The organism is Streptomyces sp. NPDC045955 (assembly GCF_056430805.1).
Genome location: NZ_JBWKKY010000012.1, coordinates 72253 through 98020 on the forward strand (window position 1 = coordinate 72253; position 25768 = coordinate 98020).

28 protein-coding genes are annotated in these 25768 nt (G+C 70.4%); 17 read left to right on the forward strand and 11 right to left on the reverse strand.

All coding sequences use genetic code 11. The features are described 5' to 3' along the window. Nucleotides 1-33: 33 nt before the first annotated feature. Complete coding sequence (locus AC07F0_RS24775; protein ID WP_436727501.1) at nt 34-798, reverse strand: GntR family transcriptional regulator; 765 nt, start codon at nt 796-798, stop codon at nt 34-36. Between the two features lie 310 nt (nt 799-1108). Between AC07F0_RS24775 and AC07F0_RS24780 the strand changes: the two genes are divergently transcribed. The 6 genes from AC07F0_RS24780 to AC07F0_RS24805 all read left to right on the forward strand — a co-directional run bounded on the left by AC07F0_RS24780 (nt 1109) and on the right by AC07F0_RS24805 (nt 6681). Further along, the gene (locus AC07F0_RS24780) at nt 1109-2389 is read left to right on the forward strand and encodes an extracellular solute-binding protein (protein WP_436727500.1); all 1281 of its coding nucleotides are present in this window, start codon (nt 1109-1111) and stop codon (nt 2387-2389) included. A 72-nt stretch (nt 2390-2461) separates the two neighbouring features. After that, nucleotides 2462-3448, forward strand: a complete 987-nt coding sequence (locus AC07F0_RS24785; protein WP_478981943.1) for a carbohydrate ABC transporter permease — start codon at nt 2462-2464, stop codon at nt 3446-3448. Beyond that, nucleotides 3445-4284 (forward strand): carbohydrate ABC transporter permease, encoded by an 840-nt coding sequence (locus tag AC07F0_RS24790; protein ID WP_436727498.1) that lies wholly within the window; start codon nt 3445-3447, stop codon nt 4282-4284. The genes AC07F0_RS24785 and AC07F0_RS24790 overlap by 4 nt, the downstream gene beginning before the upstream one ends. A 9-nt stretch (nt 4285-4293) precedes the next feature. Then, nucleotides 4294-5829, forward strand: a complete 1536-nt coding sequence (locus tag AC07F0_RS24795) for a glycoside hydrolase family 3 protein (RefSeq protein ID WP_478981945.1) — start codon at nt 4294-4296, stop codon at nt 5827-5829. Between the two features lie 61 nt (nt 5830-5890). Continuing rightward, nucleotides 5891-6139: a helix-turn-helix domain-containing protein gene (locus AC07F0_RS24800; protein WP_019755734.1), complete on the forward strand. Its 249-nt coding sequence runs from the start codon at nt 5891-5893 to the stop codon at nt 6137-6139. Then, on the forward strand, nt 6136-6681 hold the full coding sequence (locus AC07F0_RS24805; protein WP_478981947.1) for a hypothetical protein: 546 nt from the start codon (nt 6136-6138) through the stop codon (nt 6679-6681). The genes AC07F0_RS24800 and AC07F0_RS24805 overlap by 4 nt, the downstream gene beginning before the upstream one ends. Here AC07F0_RS24805 and nagB read toward each other — a convergent pair. Further along, on the reverse strand, nt 6678-7463 hold the full coding sequence (nagB, locus tag AC07F0_RS24810; protein ID WP_478981949.1) for a glucosamine-6-phosphate deaminase: 786 nt from the start codon (nt 7461-7463) through the stop codon (nt 6678-6680). The two genes, AC07F0_RS24805 and nagB, sit on opposite strands and share 4 nt — an antisense overlap. 244 nt (nt 7464-7707) lie before the next feature. Between nagB and AC07F0_RS24815 the strand changes: the two genes are divergently transcribed. Then, entirely contained in the window at nt 7708-8778 is a 1071-nt protein-coding gene (locus AC07F0_RS24815) for an SIS domain-containing protein (protein WP_478981951.1), read from the forward strand. Here the strand turns inward: AC07F0_RS24815 and AC07F0_RS24820 are convergent, their stop codons facing one another. After that, the gene (locus AC07F0_RS24820; protein ID WP_478981953.1) at nt 8779-9531 is read right to left on the reverse strand and encodes an SDR family oxidoreductase; all 753 of its coding nucleotides are present in this window, start codon (nt 9529-9531) and stop codon (nt 8779-8781) included. A gap of 97 nt (nt 9532-9628) precedes the next feature. Between AC07F0_RS24820 and AC07F0_RS24825 the strand changes: the two genes are divergently transcribed. Further along, nucleotides 9629-10327 (forward strand): TetR/AcrR family transcriptional regulator, encoded by a 699-nt coding sequence (locus tag AC07F0_RS24825; protein ID WP_478981955.1) that lies wholly within the window; start codon nt 9629-9631, stop codon nt 10325-10327. Between the two features lie 383 nt (nt 10328-10710). Next, nucleotides 10711-12177, forward strand: coding sequence for a sensor histidine kinase (locus tag AC07F0_RS24830; protein ID WP_436727520.1), 1467 nt, complete (start codon nt 10711-10713; stop codon nt 12175-12177). 204 nt (nt 12178-12381) lie between these two features. Here the strand turns inward: AC07F0_RS24830 and AC07F0_RS24835 are convergent, their stop codons facing one another. Then, nucleotides 12382-12639 carry a WhiB family transcriptional regulator gene (locus tag AC07F0_RS24835; protein WP_003992873.1) on the reverse strand — a complete coding sequence of 86 codons (258 nt, stop codon included), beginning with the start codon at nt 12637-12639 and terminating at the stop codon, nt 12382-12384. Between the two features lie 320 nt (nt 12640-12959). Beyond that, nucleotides 12960-13928, reverse strand: a complete 969-nt coding sequence (locus AC07F0_RS24840) for a diacylglycerol/lipid kinase family protein (protein ID WP_467368367.1) — start codon at nt 13926-13928, stop codon at nt 12960-12962. Nucleotides 13929-14043: 115 nt separating this feature from the next. Between AC07F0_RS24840 and AC07F0_RS24845 the strand changes: the two genes are divergently transcribed. Beyond that, nucleotides 14044-14484: a hypothetical protein gene (locus tag AC07F0_RS24845; protein WP_436727489.1), complete on the forward strand. Its 441-nt coding sequence runs from the start codon at nt 14044-14046 to the stop codon at nt 14482-14484. 15 nt (nt 14485-14499) lie between these two features. On the opposite strand, the gene AC07F0_RS24850 is transcribed toward AC07F0_RS24845, so the two are convergent. The 3 genes from AC07F0_RS24850 to AC07F0_RS24860 all read right to left on the reverse strand — a co-directional run bounded on the left by AC07F0_RS24850 (nt 14500) and on the right by AC07F0_RS24860 (nt 16594). Further along, nucleotides 14500-15642: an RNA polymerase sigma factor SigF gene (locus tag AC07F0_RS24850; RefSeq protein WP_478982244.1), complete on the reverse strand. Its 1143-nt coding sequence runs from the start codon at nt 15640-15642 to the stop codon at nt 14500-14502. Between the two features lie 17 nt (nt 15643-15659). Continuing rightward, on the reverse strand, nt 15660-16073 hold the full coding sequence (locus AC07F0_RS24855; protein WP_003992877.1) for an ATP-binding protein: 414 nt from the start codon (nt 16071-16073) through the stop codon (nt 15660-15662). A gap of 260 nt (nt 16074-16333) precedes the next feature. Beyond that, complete coding sequence (locus AC07F0_RS24860; RefSeq protein ID WP_356924631.1) at nt 16334-16594, reverse strand: UBP-type zinc finger domain-containing protein; 261 nt, start codon at nt 16592-16594, stop codon at nt 16334-16336. Between the two features lie 62 nt (nt 16595-16656). Here AC07F0_RS24860 and AC07F0_RS24865 point away from each other — a divergent pair, with 62 nt between their 5' ends. Beyond that, entirely contained in the window at nt 16657-18255 is a 1599-nt protein-coding gene (locus AC07F0_RS24865; RefSeq protein ID WP_478981957.1) for a Na+/H+ antiporter, read from the forward strand. Between the two features lie 16 nt (nt 18256-18271). Here the strand turns inward: AC07F0_RS24865 and AC07F0_RS24870 are convergent, their stop codons facing one another. Beyond that, nucleotides 18272-19180 carry a 1-aminocyclopropane-1-carboxylate deaminase/D-cysteine desulfhydrase gene (locus AC07F0_RS24870; RefSeq protein ID WP_478981959.1) on the reverse strand — a complete coding sequence of 303 codons (909 nt, stop codon included), beginning with the start codon at nt 19178-19180 and terminating at the stop codon, nt 18272-18274. Continuing rightward, nucleotides 19177-19653 (reverse strand): DUF6010 family protein, encoded by a 477-nt coding sequence (locus tag AC07F0_RS24875; protein WP_478981961.1) that lies wholly within the window; start codon nt 19651-19653, stop codon nt 19177-19179. The genes AC07F0_RS24870 and AC07F0_RS24875 overlap by 4 nt, the downstream gene beginning before the upstream one ends. 291 nt (nt 19654-19944) lie before the next feature. Between AC07F0_RS24875 and AC07F0_RS24880 the strand changes: the two genes are divergently transcribed. The 3 genes from AC07F0_RS24880 (at nt 19945) to AC07F0_RS24890 (ending at nt 23599) form a co-directional block, all read left to right on the forward strand. Beyond that, nucleotides 19945-21351, forward strand: coding sequence for a family 2B encapsulin nanocompartment shell protein (locus tag AC07F0_RS24880; RefSeq protein WP_478981962.1), 1407 nt, complete (start codon nt 19945-19947; stop codon nt 21349-21351). 111 nt (nt 21352-21462) lie between these two features. Next, nucleotides 21463-22632, forward strand: coding sequence for a family 2 encapsulin nanocompartment cargo protein polyprenyl transferase (locus AC07F0_RS24885; RefSeq protein WP_478981964.1), 1170 nt, complete (start codon nt 21463-21465; stop codon nt 22630-22632). 352 nt (nt 22633-22984) lie between these two features. After that, nucleotides 22985-23599 carry a GNAT family N-acetyltransferase gene (locus AC07F0_RS24890; protein ID WP_436727483.1) on the forward strand — a complete coding sequence of 205 codons (615 nt, stop codon included), beginning with the start codon at nt 22985-22987 and terminating at the stop codon, nt 23597-23599. Between the two features lie 63 nt (nt 23600-23662). On the opposite strand, the gene AC07F0_RS24895 is transcribed toward AC07F0_RS24890, so the two are convergent. Further along, nucleotides 23663-24253, reverse strand: a complete 591-nt coding sequence (locus AC07F0_RS24895) for a TetR/AcrR family transcriptional regulator (RefSeq protein WP_478981966.1) — start codon at nt 24251-24253, stop codon at nt 23663-23665. Nucleotides 24254-24365: 112 nt separating this feature from the next. On the opposite strand from AC07F0_RS24895, the gene AC07F0_RS24900 reads away from it, so the two are divergent. The 3 genes from AC07F0_RS24900 (at nt 24366) to AC07F0_RS24910 (ending at nt 25750) form a co-directional block, all read left to right on the forward strand. Next, nucleotides 24366-24950, forward strand: a complete 585-nt coding sequence (locus AC07F0_RS24900) for a dihydrofolate reductase family protein (RefSeq protein WP_478981968.1) — start codon at nt 24366-24368, stop codon at nt 24948-24950. Between the two features lie 26 nt (nt 24951-24976). Continuing rightward, nucleotides 24977-25252, forward strand: coding sequence for a hypothetical protein (locus AC07F0_RS24905; RefSeq protein WP_478981970.1), 276 nt, complete (start codon nt 24977-24979; stop codon nt 25250-25252). 84 nt (nt 25253-25336) lie between these two features. Continuing rightward, nucleotides 25337-25750 carry a YciI family protein gene (locus AC07F0_RS24910; protein WP_478981972.1) on the forward strand — a complete coding sequence of 138 codons (414 nt, stop codon included), beginning with the start codon at nt 25337-25339 and terminating at the stop codon, nt 25748-25750. Nucleotides 25751-25768 lie beyond the last annotated feature (18 nt).

The window sequence follows — 25768 nt, forward strand, 5'->3', positions numbered from 1 at the left end:
GGGCTCAGCACCAGTCGCAGCGCCCCGCGCGCACTACTCCTGGGGACGCTTCAGACGCGCCACGAACTTGTACCGGTCCCCCCGGTACACCGACCGCACCCACTCCACCGGTTGGCCCTCCCGGTCCAGTGAGTGACGGGAGAGCATCAGCATCGGCAGACCGACGTCCGTGCCGAGCAGGCCGGCCTCGCGCGGGGTGGCCAGCGAGGTCTCGATGGTCTCCTCGGCCTCCGCGAGATGGACGTCGTAGACCTCGGCGAGCGCGGTGTAGAGGGAGGTGTACTTCACCAGGGACCGGCGCAGGGCCGGGAAGCGCTTCGCGCTGAGGTGGGTCGTCTCGATGGCCATCGGCTCGCCGTTGGCCATGCGCAGCCGCTCGATGCGCAGCACCCGTCCGCCGGCCGCGATGTCGAGCAGCCCGGCGAGGCGGTCGTCGGCGGTGATGTAGCCGATGTCCAGGAGCTGCGAGGTGGGTTCGAGACCCTGGGCGCGCATGTCCTCGGTGTACGAGGTCAGTTGCAGGGCCTGCGAGACCTTCGGCTTGGCGACGAACGTGCCCTTGCCCTGGATCCGCTCCAGCCGCCCCTCGACGACCAGCTCCTGCAGCGCCTGGCGCACGGTCGTGCGCGAGGTGTCGAACTCCGCCGCCAGTGTGCGCTCGGGCGGGACCGGCGTGCCGGGCGCCTGGGTCTCGGTCATGTCGAGCAGGTGCTTCTTCAGGCGGTAGTACTTGGGCACGCGTGCGGTGCGGACGGGCGCCCCGCTCTCGTTCTCCGCACTGCTGATGTCGGTGCTCATGCTCCGCCTTCCCGGCTCCTGTGCCGACACGATCTCACTTGTATACCGTCGGCGCCGCTTTTGGTCTAGTCCATAACTCCAAGTGGTCCACCTGGAGTATGCCGTGCCTGGCCGGGTTTTCGCCGGGTTCTTACTTAAAGGTTCCTGCATATGTACGTCGCATAACGGCTGGTCAGAGCTCATTCCGGACCCTTGACAGGCCTGCTGGTCTGGTCCAAGCTCCCCCTACTGGTCTACACCATTGGTCCAGGGTCCTGGCCCCACGAACGCGGGGAGCAGGGGGGTCGGTGGCATCCCTGAGGAGGGTGGCGTGAAGCGCAAGCTGATATCCGCGATCGGTATCGCGGGCATGGTGGTCTCCATCGCGGCGTGCGGGGGCGAGGGCGGCAGCGGGTCGGACAAGGGCGCGGACGCCAAGGAGCTGACCGTCTGGCTCACCGTCGACGCGCAGAACAACTGGCCGGAGCTGGTGAAGGCCGCCGACGCGGCGGTGCAGAAGAAGCACCCCGGTCTCAAGATCAACCACGAGTACTACGGCTGGCCCGACAAGAACGCCAAGCTCGACGCCGTCCTCGCCACCGACAAGGCCCCCGACGTGGTCGAGATGGGCAACACCGAGATGCTCGGCTACATGGTCAAGGGCGCCTTCGCCCCTCTCGACGCGGGCACGTTCGACCACTCCGACGCCTGGCTGGACGGCCTCAAGGCCTCGGTGACCTACGAGGGCAAGACCTACGGCGTCCCGTACTACGCCGGCGGCCGCGTCGCCAACTGGCGCAAGGACGTGGCGGCCTCGGTCGGTGTGAAGACGCCCCCGAAGACGTACAAGGAGCTCACCGCCGCCCTGGACAAGATCCAGAAGAAGCAGGGCGGCAAGTTCAGCGCCTGGTACCAGCCGACCCGCGACTGGTACGCGGCCATGTCCTTCGTCTACGACGCCGGCGGCGCCATCGCCACCGAGTCGGGCGGCCAGTGGAAGGCCTCCCTCTCCTCGCCCGAGTCCCTCAAGGGCCTCAAGGAGTTCAAGAACGTCGTCGACTCCTACATGCACGGCGACAAGACCAAGGACGAGTCCGACCGCTACATCGTCTACGGCCAGGGCAAGTCCGCCATGATCTTCGCCGCCGCCTGGGAGGGCGCGACCGCCGAGGACCCGAAGAACGACAAGTCCGGCAAGCTCAAGGGCAACCTCGAGAACTTCGTGATGCCCGGCCCGTCCGGCAAGCAGATGCCCGTCTTCCTGGGCGGCTCCGACCTCGCCGTGCCGGTGAAGTCCGACGCGCAGGCCCTGGCCGCCGAGTGGATCAACGCGTTCACCGGCTCCTCCGGCCAGAAGGGCCTGATGGCCAAGGGCAACCTGCCCAACAACAAGACCGACCTCGCGACGCTGAAGAACGACCCGAAGACGGCGGTCCCCGCCACCGCGGCCGAGTCCAACTGGTTCGTCCCGATGGCCCCCGGCTGGGGCCAGGTCGAGAAGGCGCAGATCCTCCAGACCATGCTCCAGAGCATCGGCACCGGCAAGAAGTCGGTCGAGGCCGCCGCCAAGGAGGCGGACGCCGCGATCGACAAGGTCATCAACACCAAGTGACCTGTGGGCGGGGCTCCTGGTTCGCGGAGCCCCGCCGTCGTCAAGACCTGAGGGACCGCCGAGGAGCGCGCGATGAGTGCCGCAGACACCACCACCCCCGTCAAGGTGCCGCCACCGCGGCAGGCACCGCCACCTCCCGCCGCCCAGCGGCCACGGGCGAACCGGCCGTCGGGCGGGACCGCGGTCCCCTGGCTGCTGCTCGCGCCCTGCCTGCTGATCCTCGCTCTGATCATGGGCTATCCGCTGGCCCGTCTGGTCACCCTGTCCTTCCAGAAGTTCGGGCAGTCCCAGCTGTGGGGCTTCCAGCCGGCCGAGTCGGTCGGGTTCGGCAACTTCGCGAAGGTGCTGGGCGACGGTGAGTTCTGGACCGTCGTGGTCCGCACGATCGTCTTCGCCGCCGGGGCCGTCGTCTTCACGATGGTGGCCGGCATGGCGATCGCCCTGCTGCTCCAGCGGGTCTCCGGCTGGCTGAAGGTGCTCATCAACATCGTGCTGGTGGCCGGCTGGGGCATGCCCGTCATCGTGGCCACCACGGTCTTCAAGTGGCTCTTCGACTCGGACTACGGCGTCTTCAACGCGCTGCTCAGCAAGCTGCCCGGCGTCGAGATGATCGGCCACAACTGGTTCGCGAGCGGTCCCGAGGGCCTGGCCGTGATCATGCTGCTGGTGGTGTGGGGAGCCGTGCCGTTCGTGGTCATCACCCTCAGTGCGGGTCTCACCCAGGTGCCGAAGGAACTGGAGGAGGCGGCCCGCCTGGACGGCGCCGGGGCCTGGGGCGTCTTCCGCTATGTCACCCTGCCCGTCCTCAAGCCGATCATCGTGATGCTCACGACCCTGTCGGTCATCTGGGACATGGGCGTCTTCCCCCAGGTGTTCGTGATGCGGGGCGGCCACCCCGAGCCGGAGTTCCAGGTCCTCAACACCTACTCCTACGACCGGGCGTTCGTGGTCAACGACTACGCCCAGGGCTCGGCGATCGCGCTGATCACCGTCCTGCTGCTGCTCGGCGTGGTCGCCGTCTACATGCGGCAGATGCTGAAGATCGGAGAGGTCGAATGAGCAGTACGCTGACCGGCCGCCGGGCGCCGAAGCTCTGGTGGAACCTCCTCGGCCTCCTGGTCTTCGTCACCGCGGGCTTCCCGCTGTACTGGATGCTCAACACGGCGTTCAAGCCCGCCGAGGACGCCATCGACCCGGACCCGAGCCTGCTGCCGACCGGCATCACCTTCGCCAACTTCGGCCGGGCGCTGGACATCGCCGATTTCTGGGGCCCGGTCGGCCGCAGCATGGTGGTGTCCCTGGCCGTGGTCGTCATCGGCATGGTCGTCGGGCTGCTGGCCGCGCTCGCCATCTCGCGCTTCGCCTTCCGCGGCCGCAAGATCGTGATCGTGGGCATCCTCGCCGTCCAGATGGTCCCGCTGGTCGCCATGATCATCCCGGTGTTCCTGCTGCTCAACGACCTGGGCCAGTACGACCGGCTGACGGGCCTCATCATCACGTACCTGACCTTCATCCTCCCGTTCACCGTGTGGACGCTGCGGGGCTTCATCGTCAACATCCCGAAGGAACTGGAGGAGGCGGCCATGGTCGACGGCTGCTCCCGCACGGGCGCCTTCCTGAGGGTCGTCTTCCCGCTCCTGGCCCCCGGCATGGTCGCCACCTCCGTCTACGGTTTCATCCAGGCCTGGAACGAGTACCTGTACGCCCTGATGCTGCTCAGCCAGAAGAACCAGACGGCGACGGTCTGGCTCGGCAACTTCACCACGAAGCACGGCACCGAATACGCCCCGATGATGGCCGGCGCCACGATGATGGCCGTGCCGATCGTCGCCCTCTTCCTCCTCGTCCAGCGCAAGATGGCCGCGGGCCTGACCGCGGGCGCCGTGAAGGGATGACCCCGCCCCATGACGACACTCGCCGGCGCCACCGACACGCTCACCCGTGACGCCCTGACGGTCCTTCAGCCCGGTTTCACCGGAACCACCGCCCCCGACTGGCTGCTGCGCCGGCTCGGCGAGGGCCTCGCCTCCGTCGGCCTGTTCGGCCGCAACATCGCCTCGCCCGGCCAACTGGCCGAGCTGACCGCACAGCTGCGGGCCGAGCGCGACGACGTCCTGGTCGCGATCGACGAGGAAGGCGGTGACGTGACGCGCCTGGAGGTGCGGACCGGCTCCTCCTTCCCGGGCAACCACGCCCTCGGCGCGGTGGACGACGTGGAGCTGACACGAGAGGTCGCCCACGAACTGGGCCGCCGTCTCGCCGCCTGCGGGGTGAACCTCAACTGGGCCCCGTCCGCCGACGTCAACTCCGACCCGCGCAACCCGGTGATCGGCGTCCGCTCCTTCGGCGCCGACACCGACCTCGCCGCCCGGCACACCGCCGCGTATGTGACGGGCCTGCAGTCGGCCGGAGTCGCCGCCTGCACCAAGCACTTCCCGGGCCACGGCGACACGGCAGTCGACTCCCACCACGCCCTCCCGCGCATCGACGTCCCCGAAGACGTGCTGAGCGACCGCGAACTGGCCCCGTTCCGCGCGGCCATCGCGGCCGGCAGCCGGGCCATGATGAGCGCCCACATCCTCGTCCCGGTCCTGGACCCCGACCGCCCGGCCACCCTCTCCCGCCGCATCCTGACCGGGCTGCTGCGCGGTGAACTCGGCTACGACGGCCTCATCGTCACCGACGGCATGGAGATGCGGGCCATCGCCGGCACCTACGGCATCGAACGCGGCAGCGTCCTCGCCGTCGCCGCCGGTGCCGACGCGATCTGCGTGGGCGGCGGCCTGTCCGACGACGCGACCGTACGGCGCCTGCGCGACGCCCTGGTCACGGCGGTCCGCACGGGGGAACTGCCCGAGGAACGCCTGGCCGAGGCCGCGCACCGGGTCCGGGCGCTGGCCCGCTGGGCGAGCACGGCCGGCCGCGCACCCGAGGACACACACAGCAGCGAGATCGGCCTGCACGCCGCCCGCCGCGCCCTCACGGTCACCGTCGCCCCGGGCCTCGGGACCCCGGAGACCTTCAAGCCCCTCACCGAACCGCCCTACGTCGCCGCCCTCACCCCCGTCGCCAACATCGCGGTGGGCGACGAGACCCCCTGGGGTATCGCCGCCGAACTCGTCCACCTCCTGCCGGGCACGGTGACGGGCAGCTTCTCGGCGCAGGACGGCGAGGCGAGTGATGCCGGTGCCGGTGAGCGCGCCGGACGGGCGGCACTCCAGGCGGCCGGTCCGCGGCGCATCGTCGCCGTCGTCCGCGACGAACACCGCCACCCCTGGATGGCCTCGGCCCTCGACACCCTGCTGGCGGCCCGCCCCGACACCATCGTCGTCGAAATGGGCGTCCCCCAGGCCGCACCCCGCGGCGCCCTGCACATCGCCACCCACGGCGCGGCCCGCGTCTGCGGCCGGGCTGCGGCCGAGGTGATCGCTGGGGTGTAAGCCTGTCGGGCTGCAAGCTACTGGGTTGTAAAGCTGCTTCCGAATGTAGTACTTCTTATACATGAGCGAGCAGGTGCACAACAGGTTGGCCATGGTGCGCGCCGAACGGAAGGTGTCGCGCCAGAGCCTGGCCGAGGCAGTGGGGGCCCACTACCAGACCATCGGCTACATCGAGCGAGGCCAGTACAACCCGAGCCTCGACCTGGCGCTGAAGATCGCGAAGTTCTTCGCTCTGCCGGTCGAGGCCCTGTTCTCCCTCGAACCGTTCCGGCCGCTCACGGACGAGGTCTACGGGAGGAACCAGCCATGACGACGACACGCCTGACCCGCTACGACCGGAGCATGCTGCGGCTGATGAACGACCGCCGCGCCCAGGCCTGGTACGCCACGGCGGCCCGTCGGCGTCTGGCCGTCGCCGCGCACATCACCCTCACCGTGGCCATCGGCGCACTGATGACCCACTTCTTCCTCGCCGAGGGCGAGCCGCTGTGGCCCGTCGCCGCGATGGCGGTGCTGCTGCTTCCGTGGATGGTCGCGACCGGCGTCATCAACGGCGCCACCCGGGGCCTGCTGGAGCTGCGCGCACACGTACTGGACGAGCGGCAGTCGGCCGAACGCAGCCGCGTCCTGGCGCGGTCCCACCGCATGACGACCCTGCTCCTGGCCGCGACGGCGGCCGCTCTGCTGATCACCGGCGGTGTCGACGGCAACGCCCCGAAGGCCTACGCGGCACCCCTCCTCATCGCCGTCCTCGTCGTCCACCGGGTCATGCCGTTGTGGGTGGCCGGCCTGCGGGCCGAGGACGAGCCGGCCGACGACGAGACGCTTGAGGCAGGGACGCTCGGCCGTTAGATGCCCTGCCACTCCGGCTTGTTGGCGTAGGTGTACCGGAAGTAGTCCGCCAGCTTCAGCTTCGACGCGGCGGCCTCGTCGACCACGACGGTCGCATGCGGGTGGAGCTGGAGCGCGGACGCGGGGCACACCGCGGCGACCGGCCCCTCCACTGTCGCGGCGACCGCGTCCGCCTTGCCCTCGCCGGTGGCGAGCAGCACCAGGTGCCGGGCCTCCAGGATGGTGCCGATGCCCTGTGTGATCACGTGGTGCGGCACCTGGTCGATGTCGCCGTCGAAGAAGCGCGCGTTGTCGATCCGGGTCTGCTCCGTCAGCGTCTTGATCCGCGTCCGCGACGCCAGCGACGAACACGGCTCGTTGAACCCTATGTGCCCGTCGGTCCCGATCCCGAGCAGCTGAAGGTCCACACCCCCGGCGTCCGTGAGTGCCTTGTCGTAGGCCTCGCACGCCCCCTGCACATCCTCGGCCGTGCCGTCCGGCCCCGTGAACTGGTCCATCCCGATGCCGAGCGGCCCAAGTACCTCACGCCGCAGCACCGAGCGGTACGACTCCGGATGGTCGGCGGGCAGCCCCACGTACTCGTCGAGCTGGGCTATCCGCGCCCGCGTGACGTCCACGGCACCGGAGCGCACCTTGGCCGCCAGCGCCTCGTACACGGGCAGTGGCGTCGAGCCGGTCGCCACGCCGAGCAGGGCGCCGGGCTTGCGCCGGAGCAGCTGAGCCATGGCCTCGGCGATGAGCTCGCCGCCCGCCTTGGCGTCCGGAACGATGACAACTTCCACGCTGGGCCTGCCGATCTGAGAATGCTCAACTGGGACCGGACCCGGAAGGGGTCGTGTGGTTTAGACCAATCTAACAGAGCGGGGACGTCGCTCCCAGGGTGGATGCCGCCGGCCCCGCAGGGGCAGCCACCCGGTGCCGGCCAGGTCTTCCCCAGGTGAACACCGCCGGTCCCGCGTGGCCGTTCCGCGGTGCGGGGGAGTGGAATGGGAGCTGCATCTGCCCGCGCGCCGGAAGGACCCCGCCATGACCGCCGCCACACCGGACCCCCTCAGCGAGCGCCCGGGCCGGGTCATGGCCAGGGAGATGGCGGAACAGCCCGCCGTCCTGCGCCGGATCCTGGCCGACGGCGCCCCCGCCATCCGGGACGTGGCAGGGCGGATCGTCGCCCGCGCACCCCGCTTCGTCCTGCTGGCCGCCCGCGGCACCTCCGACAACGCCGCCCTCTACGCCAAGTACCTCCTGGAGATCCGGCTCGGCCTGCCCTGCGGACTCACCTCGATGTCCACCACCACGGCCTACGGCGCCCGGCCCGACCTCACGGACGTCCTCGTCGTCACGGTCAGCCAGTCCGGCGGCTCCCCGGACCTGGTCGCCTCTACGCGGGCCGCCCGCGAGGCCGGCGCGATCACGCTCGCCGTCACCAACAACCCTGACTCACCGCTCGCCGGCGTCTCCGAGTACCACATCGACATCATGGCCGGACCGGAGAAGGCCCTCCCCGCGACCAAGACGTACACCGCCTCCCTCCTCGCGCTCTACCTGTTCGTCGAGGGCCTGCGCGGCGGCGACGGCGCACCCGCCCAGGTGCTGCCGGACCTCGCCGGGCACCTGCTCGCCCGGCAGGACGAGGTGCGCGCTCTCGCCGCCCGCTACCGCTTCGCCGAGCGCATGGTGATCACCTCACGCGGCTACGGCTATCCCACGGCCAAGGAGGCCGCCCTCAAGCTGATGGAGACCAGCTACATCCCCGCCCTCTCCTACTCCGGCGCCGACCTGCTGCACGGGCCGCTCGCCATGGTCGACAACGTCTCCCCGGTCATCGCCGTCGTCACCGACGGCAAGGGCGGCGAAGCGCTCCAGCCAGTCCTCGACCGGCTGCGCGGCCGCGGTGCCGACCTGGTCGTCATCGGCCCCAGGCACCAGGTCGAGCAGGCGTCCGCCGGCTTCGTCCTGCCGACGGAGGGCGTCGCCGAGGAGGTCCAGCCCATCCTGGAGATCATTCCCCTCCAGCTCCTGGCCTACGAGGTCACCATCGCCCGCGGCCAGGACCCGGACGCGCCCCGGGCGCTGGCGAAGGTGACGGAGACTCGCTGACTACGTGAGCGAACCCCCCGTCACATCCACCCAGCTTCCCGTGACCCACCGCCCCTGGTCCGAGACCAGGAACGCCACCACGTCGGCGACATCGGCCGGCTCGCCCACCCCGCCCAGCGCCGAATACGCCGCGGCCTTCGCCCAGCCGTCGGCACTGCCGTACAGCAGCGCAGCCGTGTTGTCCGTGTCGATGATCCCCGGCGCCACCGAGTTCACCGTGATGCCCCGAGGGCCCAGCACCTTGGACAGGTCCCGCGAGAGGACGTCCAGCGCGCCCTTCGTCATCGCGTACGCCATGTTGTCCGGCATCACCGCGGTCCGGGCCAGCCCCGAGGAGATGTTGACGACCCGGCCGCCGTCCCGCAGCCGGCTCATGCCCTGCTGGAGTATGAAGAACGGCGCCTTCACGTTCACCGCGAAGACCTTGTCGTACTCCCGCTCGTCCAGCTCCTGGATCGGGCGCGTGTTACCGATCCCCGCGTTGTTGACCAGGATGTCCAGCCCGTCCGCGTGCCGGTCGAACTCCGCCCACAGTGCCTCGGCGTCCCCCGGCAGGCCCAGCTCCGCGCCCACCGCGAACGCCGAGCCGCCCGCCGCCTCGATCGCCGCGACCGTCTCCTTCGCCGCCGTCTCGTTCCTGCCGTAGTGCACGCCGACCCGTGCGCCGTCGCGGCCCAGCCGCTCGGCGATCCCTCGCCCGATGCCCCTGCTCGCGCCCGTGACGAGTGCCGTCCTGCCTGTGAGCACGCCCATGGCGGCGCCCCCTTCTTATTTCTCTAGCGGTCGCTACAGAAATGACCGTACAGCAGCCCGCCAGCAATTTTCTAGTGGCCGCTATAAAATGCACTCCATGGTGGACGACGACGGGACCGCGAGGGCCGAGAGGCACGGAACCGCGACGGGCGGAACGGCGACGGGTGGAACGGCAACCGGCAAGGCCAGGGGAAGGCCCCGCGGCCGCCCCCGCTCCTTCGACCGCGAGACCGCCCTGGAAAAGGCGCTCCTGGCCTTCTGGGAACACGGCTACGAGGCCACGTCCGTCTCCGACCTCACCCGCGTCATGGACATAGGCGCCCCCAGCCTCTACGCGGCCTTCGGCGACAAGCAGTCCCTCTTCGAGGAGGTCGTACAGGTCTACGGCACGAGGTACGGCTCGTTCACGGACCGGGCCCTCGCCGAGGAACCCACCGCCCGGGACGCCGTCGAGCGCATGCTGCGCGAGGCCGCCACCGCGTACACGGAAGCAGGCCACCCGCACGGCTGTCTCGTCGTCCACGCCGCCGCGAACTGCTCGACCCCCGAGGTCGAACGGTCGCTGCGGGACCGCCGCAACGCCAACATCGCCGCGATCGAGAGCCGCGTCCGCGCCGATGCCGCCGCCGGGGTGCTGCCCCCGAGCACCGACGCCGCCGCCCTGGCCCGGCACACCGGAGCGATGATCCAGGGCATGTCACAACAGGCGCGGGACGGGGCGAGCCGGGAGGAACTGGAGGCGGTCGCGGAAATTGCCATGTCCGTCTGGCCCCGCACAGGAACCCACACGGGTTAGGCTGCGGGAGGACGCTGGCGTGCCCGAGCCGTCTGAGAATTAACAACAACGAACAGCCTCCAACGCATGGACACCCGCAAGTGGTCTAGTCCACAATGCGTGATGAGAGCGCGTGTGCAGCGCGCACCAGCCTCCGCCTTCCCCGCACAGGAAGGCGGACAGAGGAACCGAGGCTCTCTGCCCTGACTGCCCCGGCTCCTCGTCCTTCGGCCGACCGGGACCGCACACCCCACGGCCGATACTGCTCCGGGCTGCGGTGCCGGGAGGGTTGAGGGTCCCTCTCAGGCGCCGCGGCCCGCGGGTGTTCCAGGACCCGTACCTGTCCGGGCTCGTACATTTCAGAGCCGTACAAACCCCCGGGTACGCTCGCTCACGTGCCCTCCATGAACGAACTCGTACGCCAGCACACCGCCCTCGACGACACCGATCTCGAGTGGCTCCACCTGCTGGTCTCGGAGTGGCAGCTGCTCTCCGACCTCTCCTTCGCCGACCTGGTGCTGTGGGTCCCCACCAGCGACGGCACACGGTACGTATCCGTCGCGCAGATGCGGCCCAACACCGGTCCGACGTCCTACCAGGACGACATGGTGGGCCACCTCGTCCCGCGTGGCCGCCGCCCGATGCTGGACGCCGCCCTCGACGAGGGCCGCATCGTGCGCGAGGGGGACCCCGAGTGGCGCGAAGAGGTCCCCGTCCGGGTCGAGTCGATCCCCGTGCGGCGTGAGGGACGCGTCCTCGGTGTCATCGCGCGCAACACCAACCTCCTGACCGTGCGCACCCCGAGCCGCCTGGAACTCACCTATCTCCAAAGCGCCTCCGACCTGGCCCAGATGATCGCGGCCGGCTCCTTCCCGTTCGCGAACCAGCTGCTCGACATGGACGCCTCGCCCCGGGTGGGCGACGGCCTGATCCGGCTCGACGCCGACGGCCTCGTCCAGTACGCCTCCCCGAACGCGCTGTCCGCCTACCACCGCCTCGGCCTCGCCTCCGACCTCGTCGGCCAGCACCTGGGCAGGACCACCGCCGAACTCGCCCCCACCAGGGGCCCGGTGGACGAGGCGCTCGCCAAGGTCGCCAGCGGCTGGGCGCCGCGCGAGTTCGAGATCGAGGCCAGCGACGGGGTCATCCAGTTCCGCGCGATCCCCCTCAAGCCCAAGGGCACTCGCATCGGCTCGCTGGTCCTGCTCCGCGACGTCACCGAGCTCCGCCGCCGCGAACGCGAGTTGATCACCAAGGACGCGACGATCCGGGAGATCCACCACCGCGTCAAGAACAACCTCCAGACGGTGGCGGCCCTGCTCCGCCTCCAGGCCCGGCGCATCGAATCCGACCGCGGCCGCGAAGCCCTGGAGGAGGCGGTGCGACGCGTCGGATCGATTGCGATCGTGCACGAGACGCTCTCCCAGAATCTGGACGAACGCGTGGAGTTCGACGAGATCGCCGACCGCGTCCTGGCCATGGTCGCGGAGATCTCCCCGGGCAAGGTCACCGGCCGGCGCACCGGCCGCTTCGGCATCCTCGACGCCGAGGTCGCCACGCCGCTGTCGATGGTGCTGACCGAGGTTCTGCAGAACGCGCTGGAGCACGGCTTCCGCGAGGGCGACACCGGCACGGTCGAGGTGTCGGCGGTCCGCGGCGGTACGTCCAAGGAGGCCCGCCTACTGGTCACCGTCCAGGACGACGGCGTCGGCCTGCCGGACGGTTTTGATCCGAAGACCGCGGGCAATCTCGGTCTCCAGATCGTACGCACCCTGGTCGAGGGCGAGTTGGGGGGAACCTTCGACATGGTCCCGGCCCCCGAGCGCGGCACCCGTGTGATCCTGGACATCCCGGTGCCGACGCGGAAGTAGAAGCAGCGGCTGCCCAGGCCGGCCCGCGCCCCTCGGAAGAGGCCCACCACAGCATTGAGCCCCGAGCCATCAAATGGCCCGGGGCTAAAGCTCGTTGCTGCTTAACTAAGCGCATCGGGGGAACTGCGCGCTGCGGCTCGGGGGCGGGAGATGCGTACTCGCTGTACGCGCCGCCAAGCTCAGGCTGTCAGCAGGGGTGGGTTGTCAGGCGGAGGCCTGACGGGCCCGGTTGCGGGCGGCGCGGCGCTTCATGGCGCGGCGCTCGTCCTCGCTGAGACCACCCCAGACGCCGGAGTCCTGGCCGGACTCGAGCGCCCACTGCAGACACTGCTCGATCACCGGGCAGCGACGGCAGACGGCCTTGGCTTCCTCGATCTGCAGCAGCGCAGGACCGGTGTTGCCGATGGGGAAGAAGAGCTCGGGGTCTTCCTCGCGGCAAACGGCGTTGTGACGCCAGTCCATGGCTGCTACCTCTCCTTGGTATTACGTGCAGGGTGCTTGTGAATGTGAACGCTTTCACGAATCCCTCAACAAGTGAAGGGCCGATCGCCAGGTTCCCTGGCGTGGGTCCTGTGAGTTGAAGAGGGGTTCTGGTGATCAGTGGAGGCCGATGTTGCGGGCCGTCCCGATCGCCACGTAGAGACTCGCAAACCTCAGCGGCGGATACAACCCCTTCTGGAAAGTTTTTTTTGATTCTTCGGTGTCGACTAGGTCACAGCCGTACTTCCATGGGGTGGATCCTGGCCTAAACGTTCGAGTGAAAGGACTTTAGCCAGTTCTGCTCACACAATCACACGCAGTGCACGACGTACGCCTGTGAACGTCACGCTTGTTCGCAGCCCCAGGTGGTCACCGTCCATCTGGAGGGGGAGCGGCACCTTCGAATGCAAGGTGAACTCGGTCAAATCGTGCAGAGAGGTCGCGTGCTTGCCATGGGGTCCGCGCTCGGGGGACGAAGTGAGCAACTGGGTGCCATACCGGGCAACCGCCGTCGTGGACAGTCGGCTGAGACCGAAGAGATCCAGTCCGGTATCGAACGAGGCCTTAGGTGCCGCGTAGATCGGGCGATTCCCCAGAAACGTCCAAGGGGAGGTGTTCGAGACTATGGACAGCACCAAATCGGTGACCGGATCCTCGCCGGCCCGCTCCAGCGTGATCGTCCCGTGCCGGCGGTTCGGCTCTCCGAGGAGCTGGCGCACGACCTGGCGGACGTAAAGAGCGTGTGTGGATTTCCGGCCGCGCTCGCGGTGCTGCTCCACCCGGCCGACCACGCCGGCGTCGAAGCCGAGTCCCGCGTTGAAGGTGAACCAGCGGGAGGGCACCGCCGCGTCCTCCGTGCCTGGAGTGCCGGAGGTCAGGCCCAGGCCGACGGTGCGTTCGCTGCCGTCGCGCAGGGCGTCCAGCAGAGCCCCGGTGGCTTCCACCGCGTCGTTGGGCAGGCCCAGAGCACGGGCGAAGACGTTGGTGGAGCCGCCCGGGACCACGGCGAGGCCGGGGAGGTGCCCCGGGTCGGGACCGGCGTGCAGCAGGCCGTTGACCACCTCGTTGACCGTGCCGTCGCCGCCGAGGGCCACCACCAGGTCTATGTCGTCGCTCTCCGCCGCATGCCGGCCCAGGTCGCGCGCGTGGCCGCGGTACTCGGTGGTGACCGCTTCCAGCTTCATCTCGCTGGCGAGCGCGTGGATCAGTACGTCGCGTGTGCGCGCACTTGTGGTGGTTGCTGCCGGATTGACCACGAGAAGTGCACGCATGACTGGCAGCGTACCTACTGGGTGGTACCTGGCCCATACCGAGGTAGGGATCAGGTAAGAGAGCGGGGGTGAACCGGCCACGAAGGGCGCGTACGGCCGGGGCTACTCTTCAGGGGTGAGCAGTGAGCAGACCCCCACCACCCAGGACAACACCGGCCCCCGACCGCGGCGGCTGACGTACGCCGCGCTGCTGGCCGCACTGGAGGGGCTCGCGCTGGTCGTCGGCGGCGTCTGGATACTCGTCCTCGGCCTCACCGGTGAGCCCGACGACCGGCAGCAGGCCGTGACCGGGGGGATCACGCTCGTCGTGCTCGCGCTGCTGCCGCTGCTCGCCGCGCGCGGGCTGCTCGGCCGCCGCAGCTGGAGCCGCGGCCCGGCCGTCATCACCCAGCTCATGGCGCTGCCGGTGGCCTACAACCTGCTCCAGGCCGACAGCATGGCCATTCCGGCCGGGATCGCCCTCGCGGTCGTGGCCGTCGCGGCGCTCGTCCTGCTCGTGAACCCCGAGACGACCCGGGCCCTCGGGATCCGCGGGCCCGGCAACGTGGAGAAGTAGCCGTCCGGGGAGCCGTCACTCCTCGACGAGGAGCTTCTCCCGGAGCTGCGCCAGGGTGCGCGCCAGCAGCCGCGAGACATGCATCTGCGAGATGCCGACCTCCTGCGCGATCTGCGACTGGGTCATGTTGCCGAAGAACCGCAGCAGCAGGATCCGCTTCTCACGCGGCGGGAGGTCCTCCAGAAGCGGCTTGAGGGACTCCCGGTACTCCACGCCCTCCAGCGCCTCGTCCTCCGCGCCGAGGGTGTCCGCGACCGCCGGGGATTCGTCGTCGGTGTCGGGGACGTCCAGGGACAGCGTGGAGTACGCGTTGGCGGACTCCAGGCCCTCCAGGACCTCCTCCTCCGAGATCGCGAGCTTCTCGGCGAGCTCGTGGACCGTGGGGGAGCGGCCGTGCAGTTGCGAGAGCTCGGCCGTCGCCGTGGTCAGCGACAGGCGCAGCTCCTGGAGGCGGCGCGGGACGCGCACCGCCCAGCCCTTGTCCCGGAAGTGCCGCTTGATCTCGCCGACGACCGTCGGGGTCGCGTACGTGGAGAACTCCACGCCGCGGTCCGGGTCGAAGCGGTCGACCGACTTGATCAGCCCGATCGTGGCGACCTGGGTGAGGTCGTCCAGCGGCTCGCCGCGGTTGCGGAAGCGCCGCGCGAGATGCTCCACGAGCGGCAGGTGCATGCGGACCAGCTGGTTGCGCAGCTCCGCGTACTCGGGGCTGCCGGGGCTCAGGGTGCGCAGTTTGAGGAACATCTCGCGCGCCCCGCTGCGGTCCGGGGAACCGTGCTGCGCACCCTGTGTGTGGTGCGCGCGCGGCGCTGCGTCCTCGGAGTGTCGCTCGTGCTCGCTCATCGTCCCGCCCGTCGCCCTTCCCCGAGCCCTCGCCTCCTCCTCCACTCCCTGCTTCGCGCGAGTGGGGGAACCCCCCTGGGCAGGAGATGCCGCGATCCCTCCGCCCGGAGGCGCGCTCCGCACGGCACTCTCCCGGTCCCGCCGCTCGCCTCCCGGGAGGACGGCCCCCGCGGAGTCGTCCTCGGGATGCGGGCGGGCCTGCTCGGGGATGCCGTCGATGCCGTCCGCCATGCGCCGGGCCCCGGCCGGACCGCACGGGTCCGTGGCCGTGCCCTCGGCCGGCAGCTCTCGTGTGCCGCGCTCTTCGTCCCGCACCGGCCCGTCCTCGTTCCTCACGCCGGCCCGGGTCCCGCGCCGCGCTGTTTGTAGAGGCTGATGGAAACGGTTTTGTCCTTGTCCACGGCGGAGGAGACCTTGCCCGCGAGAGCGGACAGGACCGTCCAGGCGAAGGTGTCCCGCGACGGGGCATGACCATCCGTGGTCGGCGCCGAGACGGTGACCTCGAGCGAGTCGTCGACGAGGCGGAAGACGCAGCTGAGGACCGAGCCGGGCACGGCCTGCTGAAGCAGGATCGCGCACGCCTCGTCCACCGCGATGCGCAGGTCCTCGATCTCGTCGAGGGTGAAGTCCAAACGGGCCGCGAGACCGGCCGTGGCCGTACGCAGCACCGACAGGTAGGCACCCGCGGCCGGCAGCCGGACTTCCACGAAGTCCTGAGTCGCGGGCTCGCCTGCGATCTGGGACACCCTCACCTCCATGGTGGTACAAGTGTTTCAGGGCCGAGGGTCGCCCCCCGGGGTAACGCGATACATGGTTCAGCGGTGACGCTATCGCGCTCTCAACGGTCCTGTCCCCGGGACCCCAACCCCTTGCCGTCACTCACAGTAAACCTGTGGATACGCTCCGTGTCTAGGGGGTTGGCGGGCCCAAATGGGAAGAGCGCGCGCCGGGTTGACGTACCCAGACGTCAGACGGTCGAACCGTCCGGCGCCGGGGTCCTGTCGAGTCACACCAGGACATGATCGACGAAGCACCAGCGCCAGGTCTCCCCGGGCTCATGGGTCCGCATCACGGGATGCCCTGACTCCTTGTGGTGCTCCGCCGCGTGCCGCCCCGGCGAGGAGTCGCAGCAGCCGACGTGACCGCAGCTCAGGCATAGCCGCAGTTGCACCGGATCCATGCCGTCCGCCAGGCACGCCGGACACGTCTCGCTGAGCGGGACGGGTTCGGGATGCGGCAGCGCGTCGGCATGCGTGCACTGTTTCATGATTGCCAGGTTACGACGGTCGCGCCGAAGACCGCGTGGAAAAAAGAGGGCGGGCGAGAACGATGGACGTGATGCCACTGCTGCTGCTGGTGGCGGGCAGCGCCGGGATCGCCGCGGTGGCAAGGCGCACACCGGTTCCCGCGCCCCTGCTGCTGGTGGCGGTGGGGCTTGCCGTCAGTTCCGTCCCCGGCGTGCCGGACTACACCCTCGACCCGCACGTCGTCCTGCCGCTCCTGCTGCCCCCGCTGCTGCACACGGCCGCCACCGACAGCTCGTACCTCGACCTGCGGGCGCAGCTGCGGCCGGTCGCGCTGCTGTCCGTCGGGTACGTGCTGTTCGCGACCTTCGCCGTCGGCTGGGCCCTGTATCTGCTCGTGCCGGACCTGCCGCTGACCGCGGCCCTGGTCTTCGGCGCGGTGGTGGCGCCGCCGGACGCGGTCGCGGCGACGGCCGTGGCCCGCCGGGTCGGGCTCCCGTCGCGGATCACTACGATCCTCCAGGGCGAGTCCCTGCTCAACGACGCCACCGCGATCACCGCCTACCGGGTGGCCCTGGCCGCCGCCGTCGGCGAGGGCGCGACCTGGGCCGGTGGCATCGGCGAGTTCCTGCTCGCGGCGGTCGGCGGAGTCGTGGCCGGGCTCGTGCTGATGGCGCCGATCCACTGGATTCGCACGCACGTGAAGGAGGCGCTGTTCCAGAACACGCTCTCCCTGCTGACCCCGTTCGTCGCCTACGCCGTCGCCGAGCAGGTGCACGCCTCCGGCGTCCTGGCGGTCGTCGTCGTGGCGCTCTACCTCGGACACCGCGCGTGGGAGGTCGACTTCGCCACGCGGCTCCAGGAGGAGGCGGTGTGGAAGATGGTCGCCTTCGTCCTGGAGTCGGCGGTGTTCGCGCTGATCGGACTCCAGCTGCCGGTGGTGCTGAGGGGACTCGGGGAGTACGAGGGGGTCCTGGCCGCCTGGTACGCGGTCGCCGTCTTCCTGGTGGTCGTCGCGGCCCGGTTCGTGTGGGTGTACCCGGCGACCTTCCTGCCGCGGCTGCTGTCGGCCCGGATCCGGGAGCGGGAGGCGAGCCCGACCTGGAGGGGGCCGTTCGTGGTCGCGTGGGCCGGCATGCGGGGCGTGGTGTCGCTGGCCATCGCCTTCTCGATCCCGCTCACCCTGCACGACGGCGAGGAGCCCTTCCCACACCGCAACCTCATCCTCTTCCTGACCTTCACGACGGTCATCGGGACGCTGGTCGTGCAGGGGCTCACCCTGCCCCCGCTGATCCGTCTGCTGAAGTTCCCCGGCCGGGACGCACAGGCCGAGACACTGGCCGAGGCCAACGCCCAGGCGCAGGCGTCCCGGGCCGCCGAGCGGCGCCTGGACGAGCTCCTCACCGATGAACGCAACGCGCTGCCCGCCCCGCTCGCCGACCGGCTCCGCATCGTCCTGGAGCGCCGCCGCAACGCCGTCTGGGAACGGCTCGGGCAGGCCAATCCGGTCACCGGGGAGTCCGTCGACGACACCTACCGGCGGCTGTCGCGGGAGATGATCAGTGCCGAGCGCGAGGTGTTCGTCAAGCTCCGGGACGGCCGGTACATCGACGACGAGATGCTGCGGACGCTGCTGCGCAGGCTGGACCTGGAGGAGGCGGCAGCCTTCCGGGAGACGGCGTAGGGCGGCGTGGCGGGCGTCATGGGAAAGGGCGGCCGGTGATCACGGCCGCCACCGTCGTCCCGCGCGGGAAGGCGCCTTCGCCGGCCAGGCAGACGAGTCCGTACAGCAGCTTCGCGACGTACAGGCGCTCGACGGGCAGGCCATGACGCTGCTCGAAGTCCGCGGCGAAGGCGTCGAGCTCGTCGGGCACGCGCGCGTAGCCGCCGAAGTGGAAGCGGTCGTCGAGGCTCCAGGTGCCGCGCGGGCCTCCGAAGGCCTGCTGCTGCAAGGCCCTGACCTCGGCGGTCAGGAAACCGCCCTTGAGGACCGGGACACCCAGTGCGCGTTGCCCGGCGGCGAGTCCGGCAGCCAGTCCCGCCAGGGTGCCTCCGGTGCCGCAGGCCACGGCGACGACATCGGCCCGGCCGTGCAGTTCGGCGCCGAGCGCCCGGCAGCCGCGTACGGCCTGCGCGTTGCTGCCGCCCTCCGGGACGACGTACGCCCCCTGCGCGTCCGCCGCGCGCAGGATCGCGGCCAGGGCCCCCGGCTCGGACTTGCGGCGGTACGTCGCCCTGTCCACGAAGTGCAGCCGCATGCCGTCGGCCGTGCAGCGGGTGAGCGAGGGGTTGAGGGGCCGGCCGGCCAGCTCCTCACCGCGTATGACACCGACCGTTCGGATGCCCAGCAGCCGGCCGGCCGCGGCCGTGGCACGCAGGTGGTTGGAGTAGGCGCCGCCGAAGGTGACGAGGGTGCGGCCGGCCGCAGCCGCGAGATTCGGCGCGAGCTTGCGCCACTTGTTGCCGATCAGCTCCGGGTGGATCAGGTCGTCCCGCTTCAGCACCAGCCGCACGCCGTGGCGCTCGAACCGGCTGTCCACGACCTCCTGCGCCGGCGAGGGCAGCCGGGGACGCGGCACGGCGGATCCGGGGATGTCGGGGCTGGTCACCGGGCCATTGTCACCCGGGGGGTGGGGGAGGGGGACTCGGAGCTGACGTCTTCCCTCGAGCCCGGGCCGCGCCGCGGCCGCCCGGACCGGCGGCCGCGTACGAGGTCGATGAGTGACGGGCCGCCCCGCAGGCACCAGAGAGCGATCACCGGGTCGCAGATCGCGCAGCCCAGGGAGGAGGTGTGCGCGAAGGGGATGATCGGGTTGCCCTTGATGTGGTGGACGATGTCCCACGCCGTGTGCAGCAGCCAGCCGATGCCGATCCACGTCCACGACTCCAGGCCGCGGAAGGCGACGTAGGCGAGCAGCGCGGTGAAGGGGAACTCCCAGCCGCCCATGCCGCCGCCGCTGAGGTACGCCGCGCCGGCGCCGCCGACCATGACCGCGTTCAGACGCCGCCGGTGCGGTTCGCGGACGAAGGACATCAACAGGGCGTAGAGGATGCCGATGCCGATCGGCGCGATGTACAGCATGGAGAGGCCGTTTCCGGAGTGGGCGGAAGGAACGGATCACCACGCTAGACCCGGTTCCGCACGCTCCCCAGCGGCATTACCGACAGGTTCCCACGGGTTGTCGCCAGCCGCCCGGGGCCCAGGCACGCCGCCCGAGACCGGGTGGGAAAACGAGCCCTTGCCCAGTCCGACGAAGATCCATTCCCGCTCTTTCGTGTAATAGCACCACAACGCTGCGTGAGGAAGGCTTGAGCGTGCACATCGATGCCCGAGGCATATGGGCGTCGGTCACAACCGGGAGGGCAGTTCTCTATGTCGGTAGGCGAAGAGGTCCGCACGGAGCAGACCAAGCCGCAGCAGAGTCTCGGCACGGCGGCCGCGCGGAACCTGGCCACCACGACCAAGTCCGTGCCGCAGATGCAGGAGATCAGCTCCCGCTGGCTGCTGCGGATGCTGCCCTGGGTCGACATCCAGGGCGGTACGTACCGGGTGAACCGGCGGCTGACGTTCGCCGTGGGCGACGGCCGGCTGACGTTCGTGAAGACCGGCGACCGCGTCGAGGTCATCCCCGCGGAGCTCGGTGAACTGCCGGCGCTGCGGTCGTACCAGGACGAGGAGGTGCTCTTCGAGATCGCCCGGCGCTGCGAGCAGCGGGAGATCCCCGCGGGCGAGGTGATCGCCTCGTTCGGCAGCCCGTCCGACGAGGTGTACCTGCTGGCGCACGGCCGGGTGGAGAAAGTCGGCACCGGCCCGTACGGGGACGACGAGTCCCTCGGAGTCCTCGCCGACGGCGCCTACTTCGGCGACGACGCGCTGCTGAACGAGGACGCGATCTGGGAGTACACGGCCCGCGCGCTCACCCCGTGCACCGTCCTCGTCCTGCCCCGCGCGGAGTTCGCGCAGATCGCCGAGCGCTCGGACACGCTGCGCGAGCACCTCCAGCAGCGCCGCTCGATCCCCTCGCAGCGCTCCAACAAGTACGGCGAGAAGGAGATCGACCTCGCCGCCGGCCACACCGGCGAGCCGGACATCCCGCACACCTTCGTCGACTACGAGGCCAGGCCCCGTGAGTACGAACTGAGCGTCGCCCAGACCGTCCTGCGCATCCACACGCGCGTGGCCGACCTCTACAACCAGCCCATGAACCAGACCGAGCAGCAGATCCGGCTGACGGTCGAGGCGCTCAAGGAGCGCCAGGAGCACGAGCTCATCAACAACCGCGACTTCGGGCTCCTGCACAACTGCGAGTACGACCAGCGGATCCAGCCGCACGACGGCGTGCCCGGCCCGGACGACCTGGACGAACTGCTCAGCAGGCGCCGCGGCACCAAACTGCTCCTCGCCCACCCGCGCGCGATTGCCGCGTTCGGCCGCGAGCTCAACAAGCGAGGGCTCGTCCCCGAGACCATCGACATGGCCGGGAATCGCATCCCCACCTGGCGCGGGGTGCCGATCTTCCCCTGCAACAAGATCCCGGTGACCCCGGAGCGGACGACGTCGATCATCGCCATGCGTACCGGCGAGAGCGACCAGGGCGTCATCGGCCTGCGGGCCTCCGGCATTCCGGACGAGATCGAGCCGAGCCTGTCGGTGCGCTTCATGGGCATCAACGAACAGGCCATCATCAAGTACCTGGTCACGGCCTACTACTCGGCCGCGGTCCTGGTACCGGACGCGCTCGGCGTCCTGGAGAACGTCGAGATCGGCCGCTGGCGGTGACGCTTCCGGTACGCCGGCCGTGTCCGCGCCCGGCAGCGTGGGTACACCCTCGGGGTACGCGCCCAGCGGCAGCGGAAGCGCCACCGTCCGCTCAGTCTCCGAGGCGGTCCCATGGGTGAGTCCCTTACGGAGTTCAGGACGCAGACGACGCTGCCCGCCCCCGGTGGGCAGCGCGGTACCGAGCCCGGGCGTGCGGCCGGGACGCCGGAGAGGCGGGGGCTCATCGGGACACAGCGGGAAGGCCGGCCGGGGCCGGACGAGGGCCACGAGGCGGTCATGCTCCTGGAGCGGGCCCGGGCGGAGGTCGACCCGGTACTGCGGGACGCTCTCGGCTCACTGCCCGGGCCGATGCGCCGGATCGCGCTCTACCACTTCGGCTGGGAGCAGGCGGACGGCACGCCGGCCGGGGGCGGCTCCGGCAAGGCGATCCGGCCCGCGCTCGTCCTCGCCGCGGCGGCCGCCCTCGGCGGGCCCGAGGCGCGGGCGGCGGCGGTCCGGGCGGCCGCGGCGGTGGAACTGGTCCACAACTTCACGTTGCTGCACGACGACGTGATGGACCGGGACACCTCCCGGCGCCACCGGCCCACCGCGTGGACGGTGTTCGGAGACGCCGACGCGATCCTCGCCGGGGACGCCCTCCAGGCGCTGGCCATGCGGCTGCTCGCCGAGGATCCGCATCCGGCGGCCCCGGCCGCCACCGCCCGGCTCGCCCACTGCGTGATCGAACTGTGCGCGGGACAGCACGCGGACACGGCCATGGAGCGTCGCGCTCCCGACGAGGTCACGCTCGACGAGGTCCTCGCCATGGCGGAGGCCAAGACGGGCGCGCTGCTGGGAAGCGCCTGTGCGCTCGGCGGGCTGTACGCGGGCGCCGGGGACGCGGACGTGGCGGCGCTGGACGCGTTCGGCCGGGAGGCCGGGCTCGCCTTCCAGCTCATCGACGACGTCATCGGTATTTGGGGCGACCCGCGCCGCACCGGCAAGCCCGTCGGCGCGGACCTGGCCGCCCGCAAGAAGTCCCTGCCGGTCGTGGCGGCCTTCGCCTCCGGCACGCCGGCGGCCGCGGAACTGGCCGAACTGTACGCACGACCCAGCGAGAAGGAGGACCTCGACCACATCGCCCAGACCGTGGAGCGGGCGGGCGGCCGTGACTGGGCACAGAACCAGGCGGCCGACCGGATGGCCCTGGTGATGCAGCAACTGGCCCGCGCGGTGCCGGACCCGGAGGCGGCGGGCGGTCTGCTGGCCCTCGCCGAGTTCGTGACGCGGCGCAGCAGTTGACGGCGGCGGTGCGGCAATCAGCCGTCGGCAACGGCAGGCGGTGCGGCAATCGATCGTCGCGATGGCCGGCGGTGCGGCGACCGGCCGTCGGCGAAACCTCACCGGCCTTCGGGTGAGGGCAGGACTCCGGAGGCGCCGGGGCCGTGCGGCTCCTGACTCCGTACGGCCCTGGGCCTCCGGTCAGGCGGGTCCCGCACTTCCCCACGGTGTGCGGGGCCCGCTTCCCAGGTCGGCGACGACGGTGCTTTGGGCGCCTGTTCGATGAAATCCCGCCAAGCTCCGGCCTCATGCGCCGGGACGGCTCCCAACCGCCCTACGATCACGCCCGTCGGGACGAGTGAAGGGGCGGGACATGGGTGTGGCGATCCGGACGGCGGGCGAGGGGGACCGGGAGCTGGTTGTCCGGCTGCTGGACGAGGCGTTCCAGGACGATCCCGTGAGCGGCTGGGTCTTCCCCGGGGCTGAGGACCGTCGTGCCCACCATCCCGGGCTCATGGGCGCCTTCACCGACATCGTGCTCGAGTCCGGGCGCATCGACCTCACCGAGGACGGTTCGGCCTGTGCGCTGTGGCTGTCCATGTCCGCCGACGACCACCACGACGCCGAGGACGACGGACCGGCCCAGGTGCGTGAGGCCGTCGACCCGGACAACGAACGCGTCGAGGCGATCGCCCGGCTGACCGCTGCCATCCATCCCTCCGGGCGGGCCCACGAGTACCTGTGGATGATCGGCGTGACCCCCGGCCGCCAGGGTGAGGGGCTCGGCACGGCGCTCATCGAGTCGGTCCTCGACCGGTGCGACCGTGAGGGACTGCCCGCCTACCTGGAGGCGAGCAGTGCCCGCAGTCGCAAGCTGTACGAGCGCCTCGGCTTCGCACTCGCCGGCCCGGTGCTCGACCTCCCGGAGGGCGGCCCGGCCATGTGGCCGATGTGGCGCGAACCCCGCACCGCCGAGACCGCGTCCTGACCCGCCCCAGCCTCTCCCGGCCGGTCCAGCGGCGCCCCAGCCCCTCCAGGCGCCCCGCCTCTCCTACCCCTCCGGCAGCACCGTCGCCACGATCTTCTCGACCAGCCCCTCCGGCACGCTCACCCCGGGCAGTACGTCCTCCAGGACACCCGGCAGGGTCAGATGCTCCAGGAGCAGGCCGAGCATGGCCAGGTACAGCACGGCGACGGACTCGTCGCCGCCGGGCAGGCCGGCCGTGCGGTGGAACTCCATGGCCTCCTCCAGGTCGCCACGGACCGACTTGGTGTACGAGGCGAGCAGTTCGGGACGCCGGGTGGCCTCCAGGCGCAGTTCCATGAGGGCCAGATAGCCCGTGCGGTCGCGGGTCGCGCGGGCCATGAGGTCGTACATGAAGGCCGTGACCAGTGAGCGGTCCTTGGGGCGGGTCATCAGCCCGGCGACCACGTCGGGGTCGGGCGCGAGGCGTACGTGCAGCCGGGTGTCGATCTGACGCAGCAGGTCGGCGCGGTCAGTGAAGTAGTTGGAGGCCGTGCCCACGGGCACACCGGCCTCCGCGTCCACCGCGCGGAACGTCAGCCCGCGCGCTCCCTGACGCGCGAGCACCTCGACACCGGCGTCGACGAGCGCGGCCCGGCGCCCGGGATTGCTGACCATGCGGAGTCCCTTCTCCTACTTTCCGCCGTTCGCGGATAACTCCTTGCAACCACTACAGAAGAAGTACTACAACTTAAGTCGTTGCGGTGGCAGCCTACGAAAAGAGACCGGCTTGCGAAAGCTCACGTACTTCATCGCCTGTTCGATCGACGGCTTCATCGGAGACCCGGACGGCGACGCGACGTCGATGTTCCGCTTCCTCGACGAGGAGTTCCTCGCCTTCCTGAAGGCGGAGTACCCGGAGACCGCGGCCACCGAGGGCCGCCGGGTCCTCGGCTTCGACGACCTGCCGAACAAGCGGTTCGACACCATCATCCAGGGCCGCGGCAGCTATGACGTCGCCCTGAAGGAGGGCATCACCAGCCCGTATGCCCACCTGCGCGAGTACGTCGCCTCCACGACGCTGAAGGAGTCGCCCGACCCGAACGTCGAGATCATCGCGGACGACCTCGTCGGAAAGGTCCGCGAACTGAAGGCTGAGGACGGCGAGTTGGGCATCTATCTGTGCGGCGGGTCCAAGGTCGCGGGCGAGCTGCTCGACGAGATCGACGAACTCGTCATCAAGACCTACCCGCTCGTGTACGGCACGGGCATGCCGATGTTCGGCTCGGGAATCGCGATCTCGGACTTCACGCTCGAATCGGTGCGCACGTTCGGCAACGGGATGCTGGTGCGCACGTACAGCAGGAAGCGCTGAGCCGCCGACCGGCCTACCCTGAGGACATGGGCAGCGAAGGACACATCTGTCCGACCTGCGGACAGCCGGTGGAGACGGTCGTCCGGCGCCACAAGACGCTGGGCGCGTGGGTCCCCGTGTGGGTGGCGGGCCCCTGCCGCAACCCCGAGTGCGGGGCCTATGAAGGGGAAGAGGCCGAGGGCGGCCGGACCGGCGAGGAGAGCCGGACCGCCGACCCGCCCCGGTCCGCCGAGGACACCGGCTCAGTTGCGACGACCCCGCGCGACGACGCCCCCGGAGAATCCGTCGCGAAAAATCCCTGAGGTCGTGTCGAGAATCCCGGCCCGGCTCCGACGTCCCCTGTGAGAGCCGCCCACCAGGGCGGTGAGAGCCGAAGGAGCGGACTGATGAAGTACCTGGTCATGGTGCAGGGCACGCAGGCGGACTACGACGCCATGCGCGGCAAGGCGTCGGCGGGCTCCCCCGCGTGGAGCGACGAGGAGCTCCAGGCCATGTTCGCCTACATGGGAGCCATCAACGACGACCTCTCCGAGACGGGCGAATTCGTCGACGGGCAGGGCCTGGCCGAGCCGGCCCAGACCCGGCACGTCACTCTCGGTGACGACGGCAAGGCCGTGATCACCGACGGCCCGTACAGCGAGACCAAGGAGCTGCTGGCCGGCTACTGGGTCCTGGAGTGCGAGAGCCTGGAGCGGGTCACCGAGATCGCCGAGCGCGTCGCCCGCTGCCCCCAGCCGGCCGGTGCCCCCGACTACCCGGTCGTGATCCGTCCGATCATGGACGGCTCCGGGGACATCTGAGGGCCCGGACCGCCGACG

Coding starts and splice junctions, on each gene's coding strand:
- AC07F0_RS24860 (WP_356924631.1), bottom strand. CDS start 16,594: ATGAAACAGTGCACGCATGCCGACGCGCTGCCGCATCCCGAACCCGTC.
- AC07F0_RS24835 (WP_003992873.1), bottom strand. CDS start 12,639: ATGGACTGGCGTCACAACGCCGTTTGCCGCGAGGAAGACCCCGAGCTC.
- AC07F0_RS24790 (WP_436727498.1), top strand. CDS start 3,445: ATGAGCAGTACGCTGACCGGCCGCCGGGCGCCGAAGCTCTGGTGGAAC.
- AC07F0_RS24840 (WP_467368367.1), bottom strand. CDS start 13,928: ATGCGTGCACTTCTCGTGGTCAATCCGGCAGCAACCACCACAAGTGCG.
- AC07F0_RS24825 (WP_478981955.1), top strand. CDS start 9,629: ATGGTGGACGACGACGGGACCGCGAGGGCCGAGAGGCACGGAACCGCG.
- AC07F0_RS24830 (WP_436727520.1), top strand. CDS start 10,711: ATGAACGAACTCGTACGCCAGCACACCGCCCTCGACGACACCGATCTC.
- AC07F0_RS24890 (WP_436727483.1), top strand. CDS start 22,985: ATGGGTGTGGCGATCCGGACGGCGGGCGAGGGGGACCGGGAGCTGGTT.
- AC07F0_RS24880 (WP_478981962.1), top strand. CDS start 19,945: ATGTCGGTAGGCGAAGAGGTCCGCACGGAGCAGACCAAGCCGCAGCAG.
- AC07F0_RS24895 (WP_478981966.1), bottom strand. CDS start 24,253: ATGGTCAGCAATCCCGGGCGCCGGGCCGCGCTCGTCGACGCCGGTGTC.
- AC07F0_RS24875 (WP_478981961.1), bottom strand. CDS start 19,653: ATGCTGTACATCGCGCCGATCGGCATCGGCATCCTCTACGCCCTGTTG.
- AC07F0_RS24805 (WP_478981947.1), top strand. CDS start 6,136: ATGACGACGACACGCCTGACCCGCTACGACCGGAGCATGCTGCGGCTG.
- AC07F0_RS24815 (WP_478981951.1), top strand. CDS start 7,708: ATGACCGCCGCCACACCGGACCCCCTCAGCGAGCGCCCGGGCCGGGTC.
- AC07F0_RS24800 (WP_019755734.1), top strand. CDS start 5,891: ATGAGCGAGCAGGTGCACAACAGGTTGGCCATGGTGCGCGCCGAACGG.
- AC07F0_RS24865 (WP_478981957.1), top strand. CDS start 16,657: ATGGACGTGATGCCACTGCTGCTGCTGGTGGCGGGCAGCGCCGGGATC.
- AC07F0_RS24910 (WP_478981972.1), top strand. CDS start 25,337: ATGAAGTACCTGGTCATGGTGCAGGGCACGCAGGCGGACTACGACGCC.
- AC07F0_RS24820 (WP_478981953.1), bottom strand. CDS start 9,531: ATGGGCGTGCTCACAGGCAGGACGGCACTCGTCACGGGCGCGAGCAGG.
- AC07F0_RS24905 (WP_478981970.1), top strand. CDS start 24,977: ATGGGCAGCGAAGGACACATCTGTCCGACCTGCGGACAGCCGGTGGAG.
- AC07F0_RS24885 (WP_478981964.1), top strand. CDS start 21,463: ATGGGTGAGTCCCTTACGGAGTTCAGGACGCAGACGACGCTGCCCGCC.
- AC07F0_RS24795 (WP_478981945.1), top strand. CDS start 4,294: ATGACGACACTCGCCGGCGCCACCGACACGCTCACCCGTGACGCCCTG.
- AC07F0_RS24785 (WP_478981943.1), top strand. CDS start 2,462: ATGAGTGCCGCAGACACCACCACCCCCGTCAAGGTGCCGCCACCGCGG.
- AC07F0_RS24775 (WP_436727501.1), bottom strand. CDS start 798: ATGAGCACCGACATCAGCAGTGCGGAGAACGAGAGCGGGGCGCCCGTC.